A 22164-nucleotide genomic window follows, 5' to 3' on the forward strand; every position below is an offset into this window, starting at 1 on the left:
ATCCTCAGTGGAAATCATTATTGCGGTTCCATCATTACGTACAGTGGTCAGCCAAGCTGGAATAGTAATCAAAATGTAGAAGCTGGTTTAAAAGCATGTTAACTAAAAGCTGTTATTTGCCTCTTGGTCCCTGTATTCGAAATGAACATCAGCCCTATTTATATTATTTTTTTAAAATTTTCCAATTCTATCAATATAAGTTCTTAATTTTTTAGGCCCAAAGACATTATTTTATCTTTGCCCTAAGAAACTACAAAGCCAGGATAGCCATATCTAATTTTTAAAAAGAGACCAGTTAAGATCAGTTCCGGTAATCTCTTTACCATCTGGAGCCCATCTAATTTCTTTTTCAGAAATCAGTTTATATTCAAAATCCCCAACTATCCCTTCCTCTACAGTAAATGTAATTATATCTTCATCAATAACCCACTTTCCATTTGTTATTCTGGGCTCAACATCTTTTTCAAGAAAAGTTTCCTCCATGTAAAAAGTACCATCAGAATTAAGGGTTATGATAGTTTGAAGGCCCGGAGCATCAGCAGCAGGCAAGGTTCCTTCGTAGGTTCCACTTAGGTCGGGTTTGCTGCATCCAAAATTTACTAAACCTGCAAGAGAAACTACAGCTATCAGTAAAATTAACAGTAACTTTTTCAACTATTTTCCTTTCTATAATTGATTAATTTAAAATATTTCTTATATATTATACACTTATTTCATGGTTTTTGTATTTAATAAGTTTGCCTAAATATTGATTCAAGATTTCATTGCTGGGGACTGTCATGAAAATATCAGCCTCCAAACTAATTGCCATATTAAATAAATCCAATTATTTACCCTAACTGGTTTGAACTATTTATTTAATTTTTAGTTAATATTAGGTTTTACAGGCCATCCCCAATTTTTGGGAGTTGTACAAAGGGATTGCAAAAATTGTATTATGTTTACAGTATCATAGCCGCTGCTAACTTAGCGTGGATAATGGTCTAAATATATTATTTGCTTGAAAGATAATTATGAAATACTTAAGACTAATATCTTTGATTTTGATGCTAACCATTATGGTAATTGCAGCTAATTCCTGCAGCAGCTACTGCCGGGTGGAACCAGCCGGAACTGCAGCTGATGAATGGGCCGACCCCATGGAAGGAAAAGACTGTGTCCCCAAAATCAGCTTAAAGGTGGCAGTTTATGATGATACCCAGAAAAATACAGCAGACCTGGAAATATGGATAGAGGGTACCGGGTCCTGGTATCCCAATTTGGGGTTCGGGGCAGATTATTTGATTCCGACTGAGCCCTTCTCTGAAGATATCAATAAAATCTATATCTATCCTGACGGCCGGGATGGAAACCAGGTAGTGCTGGATATAATTATTACTGATAAAATGACCCCCGTGTCCGATATGGATACCATCCATATAGAGATACATGACCAAATGGTAAAGGCCTGGGGTACCCCGGTTAAAGATTCGCTCCAGGAATTCCCCCGGTAGAAACTGGATGAAAAGAATGCTGGGTTATTTTAATGTAGGGCGTTCCAAAAGCTACTACTGTATTGCTGCTACCGTACTAAAGACAAATGAGCTGTAATTTGCCATATCAGAGGCAACACGCAGTTCCCGGAATTTAGACCTGAAAAATAAAGCAAAGCTGCTTCACTACATCTTAGAACAAATTGCTGCTGAGAAAAATTATTATTTAAAATTAAGGAATTATTTTTACCTGAAATTCAATTTGGCAACATAGGTACCAAACATAGTATTATTTTCCTTAAAACATTTAGCAAACCCTTGCCATAGCAATATTGGTTTTAATCAAAATATAAGGGGCCTAATTTTATATAGGTCTTTTCCTTTAAAATATAATTTGTTAGTATAAAATTTCTAGCAAACCATATTAATAGGATGCATTAAACATATGTATTACCTTGATCTTATAGGCATTTTTGCTTTTGCGGTAACAGGTGCCTTAAAAGCAAAAGGCCGGGATCTTCATCTTTTGGGAGCGGTTTTTTTAGGGATAATAACTTCCATTGGGGGAGGCACAGTTAGGGACTTAATAATTGGCCGAACCCCACTGTTTTACCTTAAGGATCCCAATTATTTACTGATAGCAATTTTTGCCAGTATTATTACTTATTTTACTCCCACTTTTTTTAAAAAGTGGTATTCAGTATTTCGATTTATTGATTCCATAGGGCTGTCCGCATTTACCATAATCGGGGTTTCCATCACCTATGCCCATCTATTTAACAGCCAGGGCTTTTCTATTATTTCCTTTCTGTCCTGCACCCTTCTGGGGATGTTAACTGGTTTTGGGGGAGGCGTGGTCAGGGATTCAATTATGGGGGACATGCCTTTATCTTTACAGAAAGGCTCCAATTATGTTTTGTCCGCATTCTGCGGAGCGGTTTCCTTTTATTTATTATCCTTTATAAATATCACACTGGCTATAACCATGTCTATCCTGATTACTATGGTTTTCCGCGAAATAATTTCTCCCTTTGGATTGTATCAAAAGGCAATCAGGAAAAATAATGGTTAAGCGCACTGTTGATTATAGCTAATGACATAATCATAGATATCTTCAATACGGCGGCATATACCATCTGGTTTACCGGTCTTAAGCGCGTCCAGGGAGTCCAGCCCCCAGGTTACTGCCAGAACTTTAACCGGTATTTTTTTACAGGCAATGATATCATTAAGCTCATCACCAACATAAACTACATCTTCCCTGTTTAGCTTTTTCTGTTTTAGTATTTTGATTATGGCTTTGTTTTTTTCAAAGATGTTTTTTGCTGAATAAATACCTGAAAATAAGTTAATGCATTTATGGTTTAAAAAACTACTTATATTTTGGACAGAATTAGAAGAAAGGATGGACAGCTCAAACCCCTGCCGGTCCAATTTTTCCAGAATCTGCAAGATTCCATCCACCAGCTTTACCTTATACATATAATCTGCATATAATTTCTTGGCTTCCACCAGGATGGAAGGCACCCTGTATAAAGGTATCCCTGTTTTTTTTAATTTCTGCAGCAGGGACATCTGCCTTAAAGCATGCAGCTGTGTTTTTCCTATCTCTTTTTTTACATACTTCTGCTTAAAATGATTAAATAACTGCTCTACAGCATAGCTGGAATCAACCAGCGTGCCATCAAAATCAAAAATAATATTTTTAATCGCCATAAACTGCCTTAAGGCTTAAATAATGGGCTTAACCGCACTGCCGTCCACTGCCTGTATTTTACCTTTAACCGCAAACAACCACATCACAGAAATATTATAAGTAATATTCCTGCCAAAGCCAGCAATATGCCAAACACCAGGGCCACGTTTGCCCCGGACTTATTGCTTTGCACAATGTCCCGTTTATCTTTTACAGAAACAATAAAGGGCAGTTTCTTATCCCAGGGCTTGCCTATTTTAATCCTATCACTTTCCAGCCAAGCCTCTCCTAATACATAAAGGTCCTGGGCCAGCGGTATGGTTTTTTCCACCATCCTAAACCCCAGGGTCCTAGCACCCATGGGATTATAGCGGAAATTGCGGAAAAACCCGTCGCGGGATGAATTATTTAAAGGCTCAAATTGGTCATAAGTCTTTAAAGCATCCAGCTGCAGCCCTGGCTGGTTTAGGCCTATATGAATTTCCTGGGATGAAGATGAATCTGTTAGGGCAATTGCCTTGCTGCTTTTATCATTGGTAATAAGGGATTCACTTTTCTTGACAGAAGGTGAGGTGCCGGATTTATTATTGCTCCCTTTTACCTCCTCATAGACCTGGTACAAATCAGCACTGTAATAAGCTACATCAGTTTCTGAAAATGGGGTTTTAACCGGCTCGACTGGTTTTGCCCTGCCCTTAAGCTCTACATAATGCCTGTAGCCTTCCAGTCCAGCTTCCTTATTTGCTTCCAGTAACTCTTTTAGATCCTGTATGGAGGTAGTCTGCATGAACTTTATTTCAATATTCTTGTTCTTTGTTTTTATGGGTACCAATATGGCCAGCAGTGCTCCCAGCACTATCAATATGCCACCTATAATATAAGGTGCCATCTATTTCCCTCCTATTCCTTTGATAATTCCTGTTTTAAGCGTGCCAGCTCATCCTCAGCAGCTTTCTTGTTTTCCATCTCCGTAAACACATCTTTTTGGGCGGCACCCATACCAGATATTTCAAAAGCGGCATCAGCCTGTGCTTCCTTTTCAGCTATCTTTCTCTCCATCTTATCCATTTTTGCAAAAGCTCCCGAGCTGTCTAGGTCTCCTACTGCTTTTGAAACCTCTTGGCGGGCATCAGCCACTTTGTCCCTGGCAACTAAAAGCGACTGCCTGGTACGTGCCTCATTTAGCTTTGCTTTTAACAGGTCTACCTGTTGTCTTAATATGTCTACCTGGGATGAAAGTTCGTTGTTCATCTTTTCATAGGTTTCTACACTGGAGTCAGCTTTAAGCTTATGGTCTACAGCCTGCCTGGCCAGCTCTTCATTGCCTTCTTTTAGTGCGCTTTTGGCCCTGTCTTCCCAAAGTTTGGATTCTGATTGTGCCTCTGCCAGCTTCTTGGCCATCTGCCTTTGGCTGGCCATTACTGTCCCCAAGCCCTGTACAGCTTTTTGAAGCTGTTCTTCCATATCAATTATGATCTGTTTAACCATTTTTTCAGGATCTTCCGCCCTGTCGATAAGATCATTGATATTTGCCTTGAGCAGATCGGTAAGTCTTGCAAAAATTGCCATTTGGTACCCCCTGTCTTAGGTGGTCATAGGTTGATAAAACTGTTAATAGTTTTTATATGCCCTAAATTTTACCAGCAAATAAAAATCTTTGGTATTAAATTACAAATAATTTATTCACTAAATATTATTTTGATACTGGGACCAGCGAACAGGGATTACAGGTTGACAATATAATTAATTAATTTCTTTAAATCAGCGATAGCTGCAAATTTGGCCAATGCATTCTCCCATAACCGGTAAGCCTGCTTATCGTGTACAGACAACCAGGCAAATGATTTCTTGGGTCCCAGATACCAGGTACCATGTAATTTAAAATATATCTCCAGGCAGTCAGTTAACAGCCAGTGGTACCGGTAATTTCCTTCCATATCTTCCCTGGCTGCCCTCTCATACATCTTGACCAGCCACCTTTTAAGGAAACTGGCTTCATCCTTTGACAATACTTCCGGGCCCTTAAGGTAGATTTGATTAATATTTTCTAAAAATTTTTGACCCTGGCCCCTGCAGTCCAAAATAGGGGTTCCATCCTTAAGATGTATAAAATCTTCAGGCCTATCCAGCATGCCGGAGTCATAAATCCAGGCATCCAGGGTCCTGCCTTGAAAAATTTTGGTATCGTGGGCCTTACTTTTATTATCAGTAAAACAGGCTAAATCTACATCACTTTTTTCCGAATGATCTGCCTCCGTCCATGAGCCGTAAAGTATTATGCAATGGCATCCATATTCTGTTACCAGGTAATCTGTTAATTTGTCTAAAAATTTATTATCCATTTCCTATAACCTCAATCCCCGGGCTCCATTTTACTTGTTTTGGGCATAACCCCATCCACAGCCGGCAACAAATAATAGTTTTAGGGAAAGATTAGAGACAGGATAAGAAAGACCCTGGTTAATCTTCAGCGCCCTCCAGGCTCATCAGCACCAGCTCTGAAATATCTTTTACCTTTATTTTGGATTTCTCAGCTTTCAAGGCATTTATTATGGTCCTTACACACTGCTGGCAGGCAGTAACTACTATATCAGCCCCTGTATCCATTATCTCTGCTGCCTTTATTTTAGCAATGCTTTGGACCAGCTCCGGGTCAGCTGCCTCCACATTGCCCCCTCCTCCGCAGCAAAGGGCACGTTCCCTGTTATTCTCCAGCTCTACAAATTCTACTCCGGGTATGCTGCCAATAATTTCCCGGGGCTCATCATATACCCCAGAATTTCTCCCCAAGTCACAGGGGTCATGATAGGTGACCTTAATATTTAAAGGATTTAATTTAAGCCTGCCTTCCTTAATGAGCCGGTTTAAATACTGCACCAGGTGCATCACTTCAAAATCCATCTTTATTTCAGGCTTTATCAGTTTATAGGTATGCTTCCACATGTGGTAGCAGGAAGGGCAGGAAGTTACCAGCACTTTGGCTCCGGTGTTGGCCACTGTCTCCACATTATGGCGGGCAAATTCTACAAAATCTTCACTAAATCCAGAAGTAAGCAGGGGAAACCCGCAGCACCACTCCTTCTCCCCCAAGACTCCAAAATCTATTCCAGCATGCTGAAAGATTTGAACCACTGACCGGGGAAGTTTAAATACCCGGGGAGAAAAGGAGGAAACGCAGCCCACAAAATAGGCAACATCCATCTTTGGTTTAACATACCTGTCCTCTGGCAGGCCAGTCACCTTATCTATCCAATCGGCCCTGCCCTCATTGGTATCAAAAGAAACATTCCTGGATTTCATCAGCCGGTCCCTCAACATCTGCAGGGCCTCCGGATGCTGGCCTTCCTCCACCATTGCTTCCCTGAGTTTTACCCATAAGTCCTGCAGTTTTATTCCTATATGGCAATCCAGCTCACACCGGGAACACATGGTGCAGGCATAAGCTGCCTTGGCCAGATCCTGCATATCTTCTTCCGATATTTTCTTATTTAAAATTTTAGACCAGAACCCAAACTGGGTGCCTGCCATTTTTTTTAGCAGCTTAACCTTTTTAGAAGGCGCTATGGACTCATCATCACTGCCTAATACTGCGGTGCAAAGATCCATACAATTCCCGCATTTGGTACAAGCATCTATTTCTGCCAGCTGCAATACATTAAACTTGTCAAGTTTCATAGGTAAGCTCCACTGTCCATGATTTACAAAATTAAACTAGAGCCGCTAAGTATGGCTCTCTAATTTCCTAAGCTTTCTGGCCACCACTACCAAGGGCCCGAACACCATGTGGGAAAACTTGCCATAAGGAATGTAGGCTACAAACCCCAGCAGCATCACCAGATGTATAAACAGAAAAGCCATGGATACCGCCTGCCAATCCACATTCCTAAATAAAAATGCCAAAACCAGCGATATTATAAATCCTGCAGGGGCAAAGGCAGCCCTGCCGGCAGGAATAGAACGGGCCAATATAAAGCTGGCTTCATATAGAAAACCGAAAATAACGGTTATGGCCAGCAATATGCCTGCAGTTTTATCCTTAAACTCTACAGATTTTTTCTTGCTCCTGAAAGCCATAAACCTCATAACAGCAATGACTACTCCCATTATTATTGCCAGTTTGCTCAGGTCCAAGGCAGCTGCAGTAAACCGGTTTTCCAAGGTAGAGAATACCTTGATAAAACCAGAAGAGGCTGGGGTAGCCACCCCTGCAGGGGCAGCAAAAAAAGCAATAGCATGAAATACTGTAATTACAAACAGGGAAACCAGGCCCCAGAACATGAATATGTGTATGAACCATTTAAGTTTACTGTCCCTGTAAAGGTTGACATGAATTAGGCCATCAGCAAAAAAAGCTTTAACTGTCTGGCCAAAATCAGGCCCAAAAAACCTTTTAAAAAAATTTACCGCATGATTTTTAAACTTGGCTGACCGGGAAAGTTTGGCAGTTTTTAGGCCGTAGGAAGTATCCTCTTCTCCCCATAGCCAGATGGATAACCGGTAGGCAATACCCCATAAGAAAAAAACCAGGAACAAAGCAAATAAAATCCAGAAGAAAACATCTCCCCTATCCATAAGCAAACTCCTGTGTTCTTGAGTTGCCAAAAATTAAATTGTAATGATAATAGCATATTTATTAAGATATTAGAAAGATATAAGTAAAGGGTCAGAGCTTTTTTTCTAAGGTTCATCCTGGATAGGGCAGGCTGGGAAGGTCATACATTGAATCTAAAATCTATAATATCTCCATCTTTTACTATATACTGCTTGCCTTCAGAACGGATAAGCCCCATTTCCCTGGCCTGGGCAAAAGAGCCTGCTTTTATAAAATCCTGATAGGAAATGGCCTCTGCCCTGATAAATCCCCGCTCTATATCCGAATGTATAACCGAAGCAGCGGCAGGAGCCGGGCTGCCTTCCTTTATGGTCCAGGCCCTTACCTCATCAGTCCCAGCAGTTAGAAAACTTATAAGGCCCAGTATGCGGTAGGAAGACCTGATCAGCTTATCTAAGGCTGATTCCTGGATACCCAAATCTTTCCTGAACTCCTCCCTGTCCTCACCGGAAAGGAGGGCCAGCTCTTCTTCGATCTGGGCACATATTATTACTAATTCTGAATTTGTTTGCTCCGCATATTCCTTTAAATGATTCACATCCGGGCTGCCTTCCAGGTCGCTTTCTGCTATATTGGCTACATAAATTACCGGTTTTAGGGTAAGCAGGCCCATAGATTTTATAATTTTGGCCTCTTCCGGATTTAATCCCAGCGTTCTGGCCGGCTGGTCATCCTCTAAATTTGCTTTTATCCTTTCCAGTATCTCCGCTTCCTGCTTTAAGTCAACACTGGTATTTCTGCTTTGCCTTTGTATGGATTGAAGCCTTTTTTCCACACTTTCCAAATCGGATACTATGAGCTCCAAATTTATGGTTTCGATATCATTTAGGGGTGAATCAGCCCAACGGTCAAAACACCTTATAACGCATACCAGGGCGTCTACTTGCCTGATATGGGTTAAAAATTGACGGCCTGCACCCTTTCCCCCGGGGTCCAGCCCGGCAATATCCATAAACTCAATAGTAGCTGCAGTCTTCTTTTTAGGTTTAAATATCTGGGCCAGCTTTTCCAGCCTAAGGTCAGGTACCGCTACCACTTTTATATTAGGCTTAGTGCTTGATTTCTTTTCCTGATGGTCCATGGCAGCAGAAAGGGAATTAAATAAAGTAGTTTTCCCTGATCCGGTTAGCCCAATTAAGCCCAGTTTCATCTAAATCTTTCCTATATTGTTTAATAAAGTAGCAAATTATAGCTTATTGGCAAAAATAAGCCAATAATTTAATTATAGCCTGAAATTCAGCTGAACGTATTTGTGATATAATAATTACAGTTCGGTTAATTAGCCCTATGCCTACCGGAAACGGTAAACCCAGCCCGGCTAGCAAGCCGGCACAAGTGGGGTTTTTATGCTGAAAGGTTCAAACTAGATATGCCGCAAAGTTTTAAATCCGGTACAGGGGGGTACGGGGGCGGCCGTTTCCATTACAGTGAAGATGGCCAGAAACCAAATATCTCCCGTGTATTGCTAAAAAAAATTGCCAGGTATTTTTTACCTTATTGGAAGCTGCTTATACTGCTGTCCATTTCCATCATAATTACTTCCGTTCTGGGACTACTGCCTCCCATATTTATTAGGAACATAATCGATGTAGCCCTGCCCCAAAAAGATATAAACCTGCTGATAATATTTATCCTATCTTCTTTTGGGGCAGTACTGCTTAGCGGTTTATTTGCTGTGGGGCAGAGTTACCTGAACAGCTGGATTGCCAAATATATAATTTATGATATCCGAAACTCTATGTATAACCACTTACAATATATGAGCATGCGTTTCTTTTCGGAGGTCAAAACTGGCGATATTACCTCTCTTGTCAATAATGATATAGGCGGCATTGAAAGTATTTTTTCAAATACACTGGTACATATAGTACAGAATATTTTCATATTCCTAATAACTGCAGGCACTATGTTCTATACCAATTGGAAGCTGGCCCTGGTGGCTATGATGATACTCCCCCTATTTGTGCTGCCTACCAGAAAAGTAGGCAAAATAAGATGGAAAATAGCTTCCCAGGTTCAGGAAAGACTGGCTGATTTAAATCATATCATACATGAGACATTAAATATTAACGGTACCATGCTGGTAAAACTGTTTACCCGGGAAAAGCAGCAGGAACAAAAATTTGAGCAGGTAAACCAGGAAGTAACCAGGCTCACCATAAAGGAATCCCTAGCCGGCCGCTGGTTTTTTATGGCCATATCTTCGGTAGTGGCCATAGGGCCCATGATCATCTATCTGGTAGGCGGATTAATGCTGATAAGGTATGACAGCATAACCATTGGAAGCATCGTTATGTTTGTGGCTCTTTTGGGAAGGCTGTACAGCCCGGTTACCTCCTTTGCCAATATAAGCGTGGATATAACCCGGTCTGCAGCCCTGTTTGAAAGGATATTCAATTATCTAAATATAGAGCATGAAATAAAGGACCGTCCGCATGCACGGGCCTTAAAATCAGTAAAGGGTGAAGTAAGGTTCAATCAGGTAAGCTTCTCCTATAACCAGAAAACCGTGCATCTGGAAAATATCAATATAGCCATAGAGCCGGGACAATTGGTAGCTTTCGTAGGCCCCAGCGGGGCCGGCAAAACTACCTTAACCTACCTGCTTCCCCGGTTTTATGATGTTGGTTCCGGATCCATAACCATCGACGGTTATGATATCAGGGATGTTACCCTGGAATCCTTAAGGCAGAACATAGGCATGGTAACCCAGGACACATACCTGTTTAATGATTCCATAGGCCAGAACCTGCTGTTTGCCAATCCCGATGCCGGCACTGCACAGCTACACCAGGCATGCAAAATAGCCAATATCCATCAGACCATCATGGCTCTTCCCCAGGGATATGATACCATAGTGGGAGAGAGGGGTATCAAATTATCCGGGGGTGAAAAACAGAGGCTGTCCATAGCCAGGGTGCTGTTAAAAGATCCGCAGATAGTCATATTGGACGAGGCCACCTCTTCCTTAGACTCCATATCTGAAGCCCTTATACAGGAAGCCATTGAGCCTCTGCTTAAAGGACGCACCAGCCTGGTTATTGCCCACCGCCTGTCCACTATTTTAGCGGCAGATTGTATATATGTGATTAGCAAGGGAAAGATTGTAGATGCCGGTACTCACCAGCATCTGCTGTCTGTAGATGGTATATACCAGGATCTCTATAACCGCCAGTTTAAAAATTCTGCTAAACCTGGTCCTTCCTGAGGGCTAATTTTTAGCCAGGTGATAAAAATTACCCTTTCCCCTTATAATTAGCTTGAGAAACAATATGCAAAATAAATTAAAATTAATCTCTATATTTCTAATATGCATGGCCTGGTTTTTGCCGGCATGCAGCCCTGCCCCTGCCGGGACTGCAGCAGAAGCTATAATAGAGCACCAACCAGAACCTGAAATGCCAGCCCCTGGGCAGCCGGACAGCAAAGAAGCTGACGTCATTGCTGAAACCCAAAAGGAAGGGCCAACAGACTTAAAGGAACTGAGTTCCCTGGAATATGGTTTTGACCTAATAGATGCTTTCCCCTCCCTTTCCTTTAATTTGCCTGTAGACATTCAACAGCCCGGTGACGGATCCGGCCGCTTGTTTGTAGTAGAAAAAGAGGGAAGGATTATAATAATAGATAAACAAGGACAGTCCACACAAATATTCCTTAATATAACCGACAGGGTAAACAGTTCCGGATCAGAACAGGGGCTGCTGGGCTTGGCCTTTCACCCTGATTTTGAACAAAATGGCTATTTTTGGGTTAATTATACTGATAACAACGGAACAGTGGTTTCAAGGTTTATTGCTGAACCCGGCACAGGTTTAGCAGATCCGGAATCAGAGCAGGTAACCATTGCCTTTCCCCAGCCTTATTCCAACCACAATGGCGGACAGATTGCCTTCGGGCCTGATGACGGTTATCTCTATATTGCTGCCGGGGATGGGGGAAGCGGAGGAGACCCCCATAATAATGGGCAGAGCCTAAACACCTTGCTGGGTAAAATCCTGCGTATTGATATCGATCATCCTTCCGGTGGTAAAAATTATAGTATTCCTCCACAAAACCCCTTTGCCTCCAACCAGGAAAATATACTGCCGGAAATATATGCCTATGGATTAAGGAACCCCTGGAGGTTCAGTTTTGACCCCGAGACCAATAAATTATGGGCAGCCGATGTAGGCCAGAACAAGGTAGAGGAAATAAATATAATAGAAAGCGGAAAAAATTATGGCTGGAATATCATGGAGGGAAGCCAGTGTTTTAACCCCCCTCAAGACTGTTTCAGGGAGGATTTGGTTTTACCTGTCTATGAATATGAGCATCCATTAGGAAAATCGGTTACCGGAGGCTATGTATACAAAGGCCAGGAAATAAGTTCCCTTTATGGGCTGTATATATATGCTGATTTTGTAACCGGTTATGTGTGGGCCTTATCCCAGGGCCAAGACGGAAAAGTAGAAAATTTCACCTTGGCTGAAACCGGCTTAAATATAAGCTCTTTAGGAAAAGACCAGGACCAGGAGCTGTATTTTGCTGCTTTTGACGGAAACATCTACAAACTGGCCCTGCCCTGATGGAGCCTATGCTGCCTTGTACCTATTGAAAATAATGGCCTATATTATTTACAAAATCATCCACAGCCTGGGTCCTGGTATAATCTTCTTGCTGAAGCAGGTTTAGGTAATCAGCTAGTATAATAGCAAAATCAGTACCGGCATATTCCTGCAGATCGCTTTCAAATTGTTGCAGTTTGTCCGGTATTATTTTCCGGCTGAAATCAAATACCGGGCTGTTATCTATGCCTCTCAAATATATGGACATCCTGGCTATGGCATACTGCTTTACCTCTTCTTTCCGGGGAGAATCGCTGTATTTCTCTAAATATTCCATAGATTTTAGGATTCTCTGGACATATTCTGCATTATCCACTGCTATGCCCGCATCCAACAATGCCGGGCTGTTGGATTCCATGGCTTTTAGATTGATATAATCATTCATCTCTCCGGTTAAGAAAGGACTATAGGTTAGATAGGCCTGGTAATCTATTATTGGCTCAAAAGAACCTTCCACTGCAATTAGCTTGTATTTTTTTTCCATAGCTTCAGAAGCAGCCTGGCTTAAAGAGTCCAGATAAGAACCAGCCAGTATCTCTAAATCTATGTCTTCCAGGGAGGGAGAAAGCTCATAAATGGTTTCTTGAACCTGGGGCTCATAAAATTTGGTTGCCATTTCCGGCAGATACTGCTGGCACAAGTCTATAACCGCAGCTAACATTTCAGTCACTAGCTGGGGGCTGGCATCTGCTTTATGGTTATCTACAAACTCAAACAGGCGGCTTATGTTTTCTACGGATTTTTCCATCTGGTCAAACTCTGCTTTAATAGCCTCTGAATTATTTTGGCCCTGGTAGGTACCTTTTGCCGCATCGGTAATCAGCCACTGCTCTTTTGACCTGGCTAAAGTAAGGTCAACCTCATAAGAACCGCTATAGGTCCCCTGATCTGCTTCCACGCTGGTAACTTCCAGGACCCGCCCGGTCACCCGGTAGGTGTCTTCATTTATCTTCTCTACTTTATCAATCTCTATTTTATCCGGCCAGGGGCTGGAGGTTAACCTGCCCAGAGCCTGCAAAGGGTTTTCAATCCATTCATTTATCAGATCTTCTGAAACCAGGCCTGAGTAGCTTTCCCTCATCTGGGTTTCCAGTATATCTGGAGGAGCAGTAAGGGAAACCTCAGCCAGTTTTAACCCAAATTGCTCTACTGCCTGGCTTACTGCCTGTTGGTCCTGCTGTTCGGTATCAGGCCCGGTAGGCGGGCTTACTTCTGCCGGCTGTTGGTTTTCACCGGTCTCCGGTTCAGCTGCCTGGCTGCCGCTACCTAATAAAGAGCAGCCTGAAAACCACAGTAAAACTGCGCCTATGATAATGATGGAATATATATATTTAGAATAAGCTTGAAAATTCTTTGATGTTTTTGGCTGGTTTCTTAAATTCATGTTTACCTCTCTTATTCGTTTTCCGGTGTAGGCGCTTTTTGCCCTCTCTAATTTTCTAGCCAATAGACCTTTAGTATAAATATCTGGTAACTATAGGTTTGCCCCATTATTATAATATGGACTATCTTACCATTCAAGGCGGGAATATTAATGGCTGTATTTAAGCCGGGGGCTGGTAGCCAGGCTTCTTATAAAGCGTATCTTTTTTGCCTTCGATTTCAGGGTAGTATACTTTTTCAAACCATTCACTTTGAGGTACCTCTTCTATGGCTATGGACACTGCTTCGCTGGAACAGTCCAATGTCTCTTTTACTGCATTAAGCAGGGCATTGGCCATATTGTTTTTTTCCTGTTCAGTTCTTCCCGGCCAGAGTTTTATAGTTATATGAGGCATAATTTCCTTCCCTTATAATATAATTTCCTTGTCTTTTATTATCTGGTTGGTAATTTCTACTACCACGGGGTCATAAAGCTTGCCTTTGTTTTTATTGATTTCCTTCAATGCCTGCTCTATGCCAGGAGCAGGCCGGTAAGGCCTGTGGGCTGCCATTGCTTCTACTACATCAGCCACTGCTAAAATCTTGCTTTCCAGCATGATTTCATCCCCTTTAAGTTGCCGCGGGTAACCCGATCCATCAATTCTTTCATGATGCTGCAACACCAGTTCTGCTATGGGCCAAGGGAAATCAATACTATTTAGAATCTCATAACTGTTCTGGGGATGCAGTTTTATCAGTGAAAACTCTATATCACTTAACCTGCCCGGCTTGCTTAGAATAGACTGGGGGATATAAATCTTGCCAATATCATGAACCATGGAGGCCAGCTTAATCATCTCCCTCTGGTCCGGGGAAAGTTTCATCTTTTCAGCTATTTTATTGGCTAAATTCCCAACCCTCCTCTGATGTCCCGAAGTATAAGGGTCTTTAGTCTCTACAATAACAGACATGGCTTCAATGGTCTGGTAAAAAAGCTTACGCAGGTTTTGTTCGCTTAATGCTACCCTGGCCAAAGTTTTCTTCTTATCAGTGATATCAGAGATTATGCCTAAAATTCCGGTAATATTGCCGCTATGATCCCTGATAGGTACGGTAGCCAATGATATATCAATAATGCTGCCATCTTTCTTTTGCCTTTTCAGCTCTACTCCTGAAAAACTTTTACCGCTTAACACTGTCTTTACCAGGCTCTTGTATTCTGCTATTTTATGTTCAGATACTATAGGCAGCATTTGATTTATAACTTCTGCCTTGGTAAAACCAAACATATCTTCGGCTGCCCTGTTCCAGATATTGTTTACCCTGCCCTCTCGGTCCAGTTTTACTATAGCCAGGTGAGAAGCATCTATGATAGCTTTCATTTCATTATTGGTGCCAATAAGTTTTCTTTGCAGGTTTTCTCTTAAATTATCCTGCCGGTAAGACTTAAGGGCAAAAGATATGTCTACTGCCACTTCGTCAAACAGGCTAATTTGGTCTGGCCTAAAAAAATCAATTTCCCGGGCAAACACTGCCAAAAAACCATTTTCTCTTTCAGGCATTACAATGGGAAAAAAGGCAGCGGAACCCAGTCCCTCATCCAAGGCTCTCTTTTTACAGGGAATCGAATCCGGAGCCTCTTTTATATTTTGGGCAATGTAGGGTTTCCCCTCCATAATAGCACTGCCTACTGGACAGTTTTTTTCATGATATGTACAGCTGTAAGCTGTAGTTGTTTCACCTTCTTCAGAAAATAGTAGGAAAGCCTGTTTTTTACTATCATATGTTCCAATCCAGCATAAAGGGAATTTCCCATCTTTTTTGATTATAGCCGGAATCATGGTTAGCAGCTTGGTTTCATCCCTTTGGCGTACTATGGCCTGGTTAATATTACTAAGCACGGTATAGAGCCGGTTTAGGTTCCTTATTTTTTGGGCAGCCTTATTTATTTCGGTAGTATCGGCCACTGAAGTGACTACCATATTCTGGCTGGGTAAAGGCACACTGCGGATGGTAATAAAAGTTTTTTGCCCGTCGGGCCGATTTAGGGGAGTATTTTCTTCTACCACTACCCCTTCCGCCTCATTGGATAAACCATTTATCAGGTGTTTAAAAACCTTTTGGTATTCCTGCCTGCTAATTAAGCGTTCTATATAACTTTCCCAGCTTCCCTGGCTGGTATCATATCCCAGTATTTCTTTCAAGCTGTTATTGGAATAAAATAATTTACCAGTTTTAATATCATTGACAGCTATGCCTATAGGCAAATTGGCAATAATAGAGTTTATGAATTCATTCTTTCTGGCCAGCTGTTCTTCTGTCTGTTTCAAATCAGTTATGTCTATAATGAATCCTTCTAGAATATTATGGCCGTCATGCACTCCTAAATGGTGGCCAATCTCTGAAACCCATTTTATCTGCCCTTCTTTGGTAGCAATCCGGTAACTTACTTCGTATTCTCCATTAGGTTTGAGGCTGCTTGAAATTACTTCTCTTACCTTGGCTCTATCTTGGCAAAGTATTATCTGCTCATAGGTATATTTGCGGTTCATCACCACATCCAGGTAATTAAAACCGGTAAGCCGCTCAAAATTCTTATTAAGATAAATCATGCTCCAGTTTTCATCATCCACACAGCAGAAAACCACTCCGGGAAGCTTGTCTAACAACTGAGAGCTATAAGGGTGATTTTCCTCCAGGACCTTCTTTATTTTTTTCCGGCTCAGAGGGGTTTCCTGTCTTAGTTGATTATAGATTTGAACTAGCTTATTTTCTGAGTGTTTGGTGTTAAACATAAATTAATAAGTAATATTTAATAAATAAAAAATCTTCTAATACCTGTAAACCTAATTATGGTAAGCCCCTTCTCCAACCATATTGCCTTCCTCAAACACTATGTCGTCTCCGGTTCCAGGGATTTTATCCTTGCCGCTGCTTTTAAGCTGATAGGACTCTGCAGTAAGTTCATAAACATAAGGCGAACCCCAGGAATCCCTGGAGGGCAACTGTTGGTAATAATGGGCAATATCAGCGGGAAAACTATCTTCCGGCGGGTACTGGCCATTATCATTTTTATAAAGCTCTATAGCATGGACCATGTTTTTCATTTCGGCCTCGGTAGAAGATTCAAGTGCCCTTTCTTTTAATACAAAGTACACCGGTATGGCAATTCCCAAAAGTACGGCCAGTATGATTACCACCACCATTAGCTCCACCAGGGTAAAGCCGCTCCTGTATCTAAAAATATGCCTCATATTGATTATAGCTTTTTTAAGTAAAAGATAAATTATTATAATTTTATTATTAAATATAGCAGAATATTATTATTAATAATATAAATTTCTGCTCACTTGCGGTACATAAAAATAAAAGAGGCCCGGCTTTGGGAAAAAATAATCAGCAGTATTACTGTAAGGGCCATAAATACCGCTGCCATGATTACAGAAAAGAACAGGCTTAACCTGGAACTTAAATCTATAATATAGGGGGTAATCGCTTTTCCCAGGCTGGAAGCAGCAAAAATTATAGTAATGATTATACCCCTGCTTTGTTTAAAAATCTGGGTGCCGGAGGATACCATTAATGGAAATAAGCCCGAATAACCCAGTCCGGCCAGGGCTGTAAAGGTGTAAACCAGGTAAGCTGGGGTAGATAAAGCCATAAATACCACTGATATTGCACCCAATATTGATATGGACAACATAATCTTGAAAGTTTTTATCCTGGAAGTTATCAAACCCACTATCATTCTTCCCCCAATAACCGACCACCAAAAAATGGTAACCACCGCTCCTGCAGACTGAAGGCTGAAACCTCTTTCAGCTCTAAGGAAAGTAGGCATCCAGGTAAATACTATAGCCTCCGAAATACAGTAGGTTAATACCATTAGCACTACAAGGGTATAAGCCAGGTTGTGTTTTCTGTCCCCGAACAGCTCCTTTAAAGGCATCTGGTCTTTTGGTTCCAGCTGAGGCCTTGCTGAAGCTGGACTTAAGCACATAAACAAAATAATGGTAGATACTATCAGGGGTATCGTCAATATATAGATCAGCTGCCAGTTAAAGCCATGGCGAACCAGCAAGGAAGCGGCCAGGGGGGCCAGGGATGCTCCCAAGGGATAGAAACTTAATCCAATATTGGCCAGCCTGCCCTTGTTTTTTATATCGCTTTCCATCAGGTTCTTATTGGCCTGTATATATACTATGCCCAGCAGGTAACCACTACAGGTAAATATAAGGTACAGCATAATTAAAGAGGAGCACCACCACATAGAAAGGGCCAAACCTGCAAGCAAAACCAGGCATCCCACCATTATCTGGCGGCTGTTGAATCTAATATTGTACATAAATGCAGTGAGCCTTCCACCAATGCTGCCCACTGTAAAGAAAGCAAAAACATAATTTATATGCTGGGGAAAGGCTCCTACTGACTGGCCGATTTCCAGCAGTATGGAGGTATGGGCCAACATAAATACGGCAAATATGAAAATGGCCAAAAAATTAGGAGATTGTCTTAGGTATTTTTTGAAATTAATCAAAATTCATTTTCCTTGCCCTTTAGTATCTTCTTAATATTAAAGGGTAAACAGGCTAATTGCTAAAGTAAATTTTAGTTACCTCTAAAAAAATTAAAGGCACCATATCGTAGGTGCCTTTAATATTATTATCCTTGGATACGATAAATTTAATTTACCTTTTCTTTAAGGCCCTTGCCTGGGGTAAATTTTGGTACTTTTCTTGCGGGTATTTCAATTTTTTCGCCAGTTTGGGGATTCTTGCCGGTTCGAGCATTTCTATGTGAAACCTGGAAAGTTCCAAATCCTACCAAGGAAACCTTTTCACCTTTAACCAATGCTTGGGTAATACTTCCAATAGTAGAATCCACTACAGCACCGATATCTTTCTTGGTTAATCCGGTTTCTGCCTGAACCTTTTCTATGAGTTCTGTCTTAGTCATCTAGTAGCCTCCCTTTCAATTGTTGTTTTTAGATTCTTGAACTAATTTATTTATACCTGTATCCTGTATACAGTAATAGCTTGACCTATTAACATTATACATATTTATATTTATTTTGTAATTCTTTTTTAGGAGAAAATTATATGGACAATCATTTTCCTCATATATTAAAGGTAGTGGTGGAAGTCCCCAAGGGCTCCAGGAATAAATATGAGTATGACCGGAAAACCGGGCGCATAAAGCTGGACCGGGTTTTATTCAGTGCAGTGCACTACCCCGCTGATTATGGATTTATAATGGATACCTTGGCTGAAGACGGAGATGAGGTAGATATCCTGGTACTGATAGATGAACCAACTTTTCCCGGATGCCTTATTGAGGCCAAACCTATAGGGCTGCTCAAAATGAGGGATGAAAAGGGAAATGACAATAAAATTTTGGCCGTTCCCCTAAAGGATCCCCGATGGCACCATATAGGCGACATACATGAGGTTCCCCCTCACCTGCTAACCGAGATTGAAAATTTCTTTCTAACCTATAAGAAGTTGGAGGCCAAGGTAGTAGCCAGTGAAGGGTGGGAAGATGTCCAGTCTGCCAAAATATACCTGGAGAAGACAATAACAGTTTAGAAAGGAATGTATATGGAAGAAGTCATTCGTTACAGGAAACAAGACCTGCTGGACTATGCAATTAAATTTATGGGAAAGCTGGGAGTGCCCAAACAAGATGCAAAAATAGTAGGCGACGTATTAATTGCAGCTGATTTGCGGGGAGTAAACTCCCACGGCCTGATCAGGCTGAGCTCCTATTACGGCAACCGGCTGCTTAAAAAATATATGGATCCCAAAACCCCCTGGAAAGTGGTAAAGGAAACAGATACCACCATGCTTATAGACGGGGGAAACGGGGTGGGACAAGTAGTGTCTTACCATGCCATGAACAAATGCTTAGAAAAAGCTAAAAAAGCCAATGTGGCGGTGGTTACAGTAAAGCACAGCAATCATTATGGTATTGCCGGCTACTATGCCATGATGGCCCTGGATTACGGTATGATTGGCATCAGCCTCACCAATTCACAGCCATTGACCGCTCCCACTTACGGCAGTACCGCCGTTTTTGGTACCAACCCCATTGCGGTAGCTGCCCCTTCTGATAACCAAAGGCCTTTTGTACTGGATATGGCTACCAGTACTGTACCTATAGGAAGGGTTAAGGTTTATGAAAAAAAAGGAGAAAAGATACCCCTGGGATGGGGCATTGATGATAATGGGAACTTGACTGATGATCCCAGGAAAGTTCAAAGCGGAGGCCCTGGCGCGGTTACTCCCCTGGGTGGAAGTGATATTATGAGAAGTTACAAGGGATATGGCCTGGCTATCATGGTAGATATTTTATGCGGGGCGCTATCCGGGGCAGCTAACCTAACCCATGTAGGTTTCCCCCATGAACCCCGGGAATCCGATGTCAGCCATTTCTTTATGGCCATTAATATTGAAAGTTTCAGGCCCTTGATAGATTTCAAAAAACAAATGGACACCTTGATAGAAGAACTTAAACAATCACCTAAGGCCCAGGGACAGGACAGGATATTCGTAGCAGGGGAAAAAGAATTTGAAAATGAAGAGTACAACCAAAAGCATGGAATACCGCTGCTGGTAAATGTGGTCAGGGATTTAGAAAAAAATGGCCAAAAAATAGGAGTACCTTTTAACTTGAAACCTGTTTCTTGACTTCCAGGGTAAGATTTGATACTGCAGCCTTGCTATTGCTATAAATATGTTTAAGCCGCCTCAGGCCGGACGGCCTTACCAGTTCCATAGCCGCTTGTTTTAGGCCGGTGCCCATCTTTTGCTGGGAAAAAGCTGATAAAAAGGCGGGAAGGGACTGGCCTGCAGTATCACTAATAGCCCTCAATATTACAAATTTGGTGCCATCAGGCCAATCCTGCTTTAGAAAAAAATAGCTTTCCATATCTACCGCTTCCACTCCAAACTGCCGGTATGCAGTCTGCTTGTCTTCTGCCCCAGCTGCCAAGAAAGTAGCAGTAGCTCCCCTTACCGGCAGCAAGCCTGGTTTAGGTAAGTTTTCTAGGGTAAAGCCAGGCTGGCATTCCATTCTACCCTGTTTTCTAGCCAATAGATCCAAGGTCTTATAATAAACTACCTGCCCTGCCCTTAATTGGGGGCAGCCGGCACCGGAAATTCCAGCCACTATAACCTTAACCCCTTTTTGATTTCTTATCAGCGGTATAACCTGGGCTGCCCCCCGGCTGGCATTATCCCTGCCCATACCGGTTACAGCTAATATTATTTTTTTGCCTGCATAGCTGCAGTTATAGATTCGCGTGTTTTGAAAACGGTATCTAGCCTGGATATCAAACAGCTTAAGCAGGCCTTTTAACTCCAGGGTAAAAGCCCCCAAAATAATAAAGTCTGTCAATAATTACCCCTTATAGATCTTGATGACTTGGCCTAAAAACTGCAGGGCTTCCCTTTCCGGTCTCTGGAAGGAGTTCCGGCCAATAATAGACCCAAAAGCCCCTCCCTGCTCAATCTGCTTTATTTCCTCCAGTACTTCTTCTTTTCCTTTAGCCGGGCCTCCTGAAAAAACTACAATCCTTTTGCCGTTAAATGCTCCCTGTATTACATTTTTTACCCTGTCTGCCAATGTGGATATTCCTATGTGGTACTGCTGGTAAATCTTTTTAGCCTGGTCTTCCTCTATATATCCGGTGGGGGGTTTTACCTTAATGATATGGGCACCCAGCTGGGCTGCTATCTGAGCGGCATAAGCTATCACATCCACGGCAGTTTCCCCTTCCTTGGAAAGATTGGATCCCCGGGGATAAGACCATATTACCACCGCCAGGCCTGCATATTTGGCCTCCAGGGCCATTTTACTTACTTCCTCATACATTTGCTTGAAATTAGCACTTCCGGGATAGATAGTAAATCCTATGGCACTGCACCCTAACCTTAATGCATCTTCTACTGAAGCGGTAACAGCCGGTATGGGGTCGCTTGATTTTCCCAAAAGATCATGATTGTTGGCTTTAAGGATTAAGGGAATTTGGCCCGCATATTTACGGGCTATGGCCTGTATGGAGCCCAGAGGTGCAGCATGGGCGCTAAGTCCCGCCTTAATTGCCAGCCGGACATGGTACTCGGGGTCATAACCTTCGGGGTTGGGGGCAAAACTGGCCACAGGACCATGTTCAAAGCCCTGGTCTACCGGAAGTATGACCATCTTTCCGGTCCCTCCCAGTTTTCCCTGCATCAGCATCCTGTACAGATTTCTTATGGTTCCCGGGTTTTCACTTTCATACCAGCTTAATATTTCCTGAATCCTATCCATCATTTCCCTCCTGGATTATTTGGCAGTTAATAAATAAATTATAGGATTTAGGGCCTGATTAGTAAAATAAGAATAATTATACATTTGCATAAATATATATTTATGTTA

General features: G+C 41.9%; 22 protein-coding genes. 6 read left to right on the plus strand and 16 right to left on the minus strand.

All coding sequences use genetic code 11. The features are described 5' to 3' along the window. Positions 1-273 precede the first annotated feature (273 nt). Positions 274-654 carry a copper resistance protein NlpE gene (locus PHN32_03870; protein ID MDD3776727.1) on the minus strand — a complete coding sequence of 127 codons (381 nt, stop codon included), beginning with the start codon at positions 652-654 and terminating at the stop codon, positions 274-276. A gap of 359 nt (positions 655-1013) precedes the next feature. On the opposite strand from PHN32_03870, the gene PHN32_03875 reads away from it, so the two are divergent. Continuing rightward, positions 1014-1493 (plus strand): hypothetical protein, encoded by a 480-nt coding sequence (locus tag PHN32_03875; GenBank protein MDD3776728.1) that lies wholly within the window; start codon positions 1014-1016, stop codon positions 1491-1493. A gap of 424 nt (positions 1494-1917) precedes the next feature. Then, positions 1918-2544: a trimeric intracellular cation channel family protein gene (locus tag PHN32_03880; GenBank protein ID MDD3776729.1), complete on the plus strand. Its 627-nt coding sequence runs from the start codon at positions 1918-1920 to the stop codon at positions 2542-2544. Here PHN32_03880 and PHN32_03885 read toward each other — a convergent pair. The 7 genes from PHN32_03885 to ychF form a co-directional block, all read right to left on the minus strand. Continuing rightward, complete coding sequence (locus PHN32_03885) at positions 2541-3188, minus strand: HAD-IA family hydrolase (protein MDD3776730.1); 648 nt, start codon at positions 3186-3188, stop codon at positions 2541-2543. The genes PHN32_03880 and PHN32_03885 overlap by 4 nt on opposite strands. An 83-nt stretch (positions 3189-3271) precedes the next feature. Continuing rightward, the gene (locus PHN32_03890; protein MDD3776731.1) at positions 3272-4057 is read right to left on the minus strand and encodes a GIDE domain-containing protein; all 786 of its coding nucleotides are present in this window, start codon (positions 4055-4057) and stop codon (positions 3272-3274) included. Positions 4058-4068: 11 nt separating this feature from the next. Further along, positions 4069-4737 carry a PspA/IM30 family protein gene (locus PHN32_03895; protein ID MDD3776732.1) on the minus strand — a complete coding sequence of 223 codons (669 nt, stop codon included), beginning with the start codon at positions 4735-4737 and terminating at the stop codon, positions 4069-4071. Positions 4738-4892: 155 nt separating this feature from the next. Then, complete coding sequence (locus PHN32_03900; protein MDD3776733.1) at positions 4893-5510, minus strand: nucleotidyltransferase domain-containing protein; 618 nt, start codon at positions 5508-5510, stop codon at positions 4893-4895. A gap of 118 nt (positions 5511-5628) precedes the next feature. After that, on the minus strand, positions 5629-6843 hold the full coding sequence (locus tag PHN32_03905; protein ID MDD3776734.1) for a (Fe-S)-binding protein: 1215 nt from the start codon (positions 6841-6843) through the stop codon (positions 5629-5631). A 45-nt stretch (positions 6844-6888) separates the two neighbouring features. Further along, positions 6889-7740 (minus strand): hypothetical protein, encoded by an 852-nt coding sequence (locus tag PHN32_03910; protein ID MDD3776735.1) that lies wholly within the window; start codon positions 7738-7740, stop codon positions 6889-6891. Positions 7741-7880: 140 nt separating this feature from the next. Then, entirely contained in the window at positions 7881-8930 is a 1050-nt protein-coding gene (ychF, locus tag PHN32_03915; GenBank protein MDD3776736.1) for a redox-regulated ATPase YchF, read from the minus strand. 219 nt (positions 8931-9149) lie between these two features. Here ychF and PHN32_03920 point away from each other — a divergent pair, with 219 nt between their 5' ends. After that, positions 9150-10988 carry an ABC transporter ATP-binding protein gene (locus PHN32_03920; protein ID MDD3776737.1) on the plus strand — a complete coding sequence of 613 codons (1839 nt, stop codon included), beginning with the start codon at positions 9150-9152 and terminating at the stop codon, positions 10986-10988. Between the two features lie 64 nt (positions 10989-11052). After that, on the plus strand, positions 11053-12345 hold the full coding sequence (locus tag PHN32_03925) for a PQQ-dependent sugar dehydrogenase (protein MDD3776738.1): 1293 nt from the start codon (positions 11053-11055) through the stop codon (positions 12343-12345). A 22-nt stretch (positions 12346-12367) separates the two neighbouring features. Here the strand turns inward: PHN32_03925 and PHN32_03930 are convergent, their stop codons facing one another. The 6 genes from PHN32_03930 to PHN32_03955 all read right to left on the minus strand — a co-directional run bounded on the left by PHN32_03930 (position 12368) and on the right by PHN32_03955 (position 18702). Next, on the minus strand, positions 12368-13831 hold the full coding sequence (locus PHN32_03930) for a hypothetical protein (protein MDD3776739.1): 1464 nt from the start codon (positions 13829-13831) through the stop codon (positions 12368-12370). Positions 13832-13928: 97 nt separating this feature from the next. Continuing rightward, entirely contained in the window at positions 13929-14162 is a 234-nt protein-coding gene (locus tag PHN32_03935) for a tautomerase family protein (protein ID MDD3776740.1), read from the minus strand. Between the two features lie 12 nt (positions 14163-14174). Further along, a complete protein-coding gene (locus PHN32_03940; protein ID MDD3776741.1) occupies positions 14175-16541 on the minus strand; it encodes a PAS domain S-box protein in 2367 nt (788 codons plus the stop codon). Positions 16542-16592: 51 nt separating this feature from the next. Further along, positions 16593-17000: a type II secretion system protein GspG gene (locus tag PHN32_03945; protein ID MDD3776742.1), complete on the minus strand. Its 408-nt coding sequence runs from the start codon at positions 16998-17000 to the stop codon at positions 16593-16595. Positions 17001-17092: 92 nt separating this feature from the next. Beyond that, positions 17093-18283, minus strand: coding sequence for an MFS transporter (locus tag PHN32_03950; protein ID MDD3776743.1), 1191 nt, complete (start codon positions 18281-18283; stop codon positions 17093-17095). 146 nt (positions 18284-18429) lie between these two features. Beyond that, the gene (locus PHN32_03955; protein MDD3776744.1) at positions 18430-18702 is read right to left on the minus strand and encodes an HU family DNA-binding protein; all 273 of its coding nucleotides are present in this window, start codon (positions 18700-18702) and stop codon (positions 18430-18432) included. Positions 18703-18845: 143 nt separating this feature from the next. On the opposite strand from PHN32_03955, the gene PHN32_03960 reads away from it, so the two are divergent. After that, positions 18846-19331: an inorganic diphosphatase gene (locus PHN32_03960; GenBank protein ID MDD3776745.1), complete on the plus strand. Its 486-nt coding sequence runs from the start codon at positions 18846-18848 to the stop codon at positions 19329-19331. A gap of 12 nt (positions 19332-19343) precedes the next feature. After that, positions 19344-20432 (plus strand): Ldh family oxidoreductase, encoded by a 1089-nt coding sequence (locus PHN32_03965; protein ID MDD3776746.1) that lies wholly within the window; start codon positions 19344-19346, stop codon positions 20430-20432. On the opposite strand, the gene PHN32_03970 is transcribed toward PHN32_03965, so the two are convergent. Continuing rightward, positions 20410-21141 (minus strand): hypothetical protein, encoded by a 732-nt coding sequence (locus PHN32_03970; protein ID MDD3776747.1) that lies wholly within the window; start codon positions 21139-21141, stop codon positions 20410-20412. The two genes, PHN32_03965 and PHN32_03970, sit on opposite strands and share 23 nt — an antisense overlap. A 3-nt stretch (positions 21142-21144) precedes the next feature. Continuing rightward, complete coding sequence (locus PHN32_03975; GenBank protein MDD3776748.1) at positions 21145-22059, minus strand: class I fructose-bisphosphate aldolase; 915 nt, start codon at positions 22057-22059, stop codon at positions 21145-21147. Between the last annotated feature and the right edge of the window lie 105 nt (positions 22060-22164).

Source organism: Actinomycetota bacterium (genome assembly GCA_028698215.1).
In the GTDB taxonomy this organism is placed as follows: Bacteria; Actinomycetota; Humimicrobiia; order Humimicrobiales; family Humimicrobiaceae; genus Halolacustris.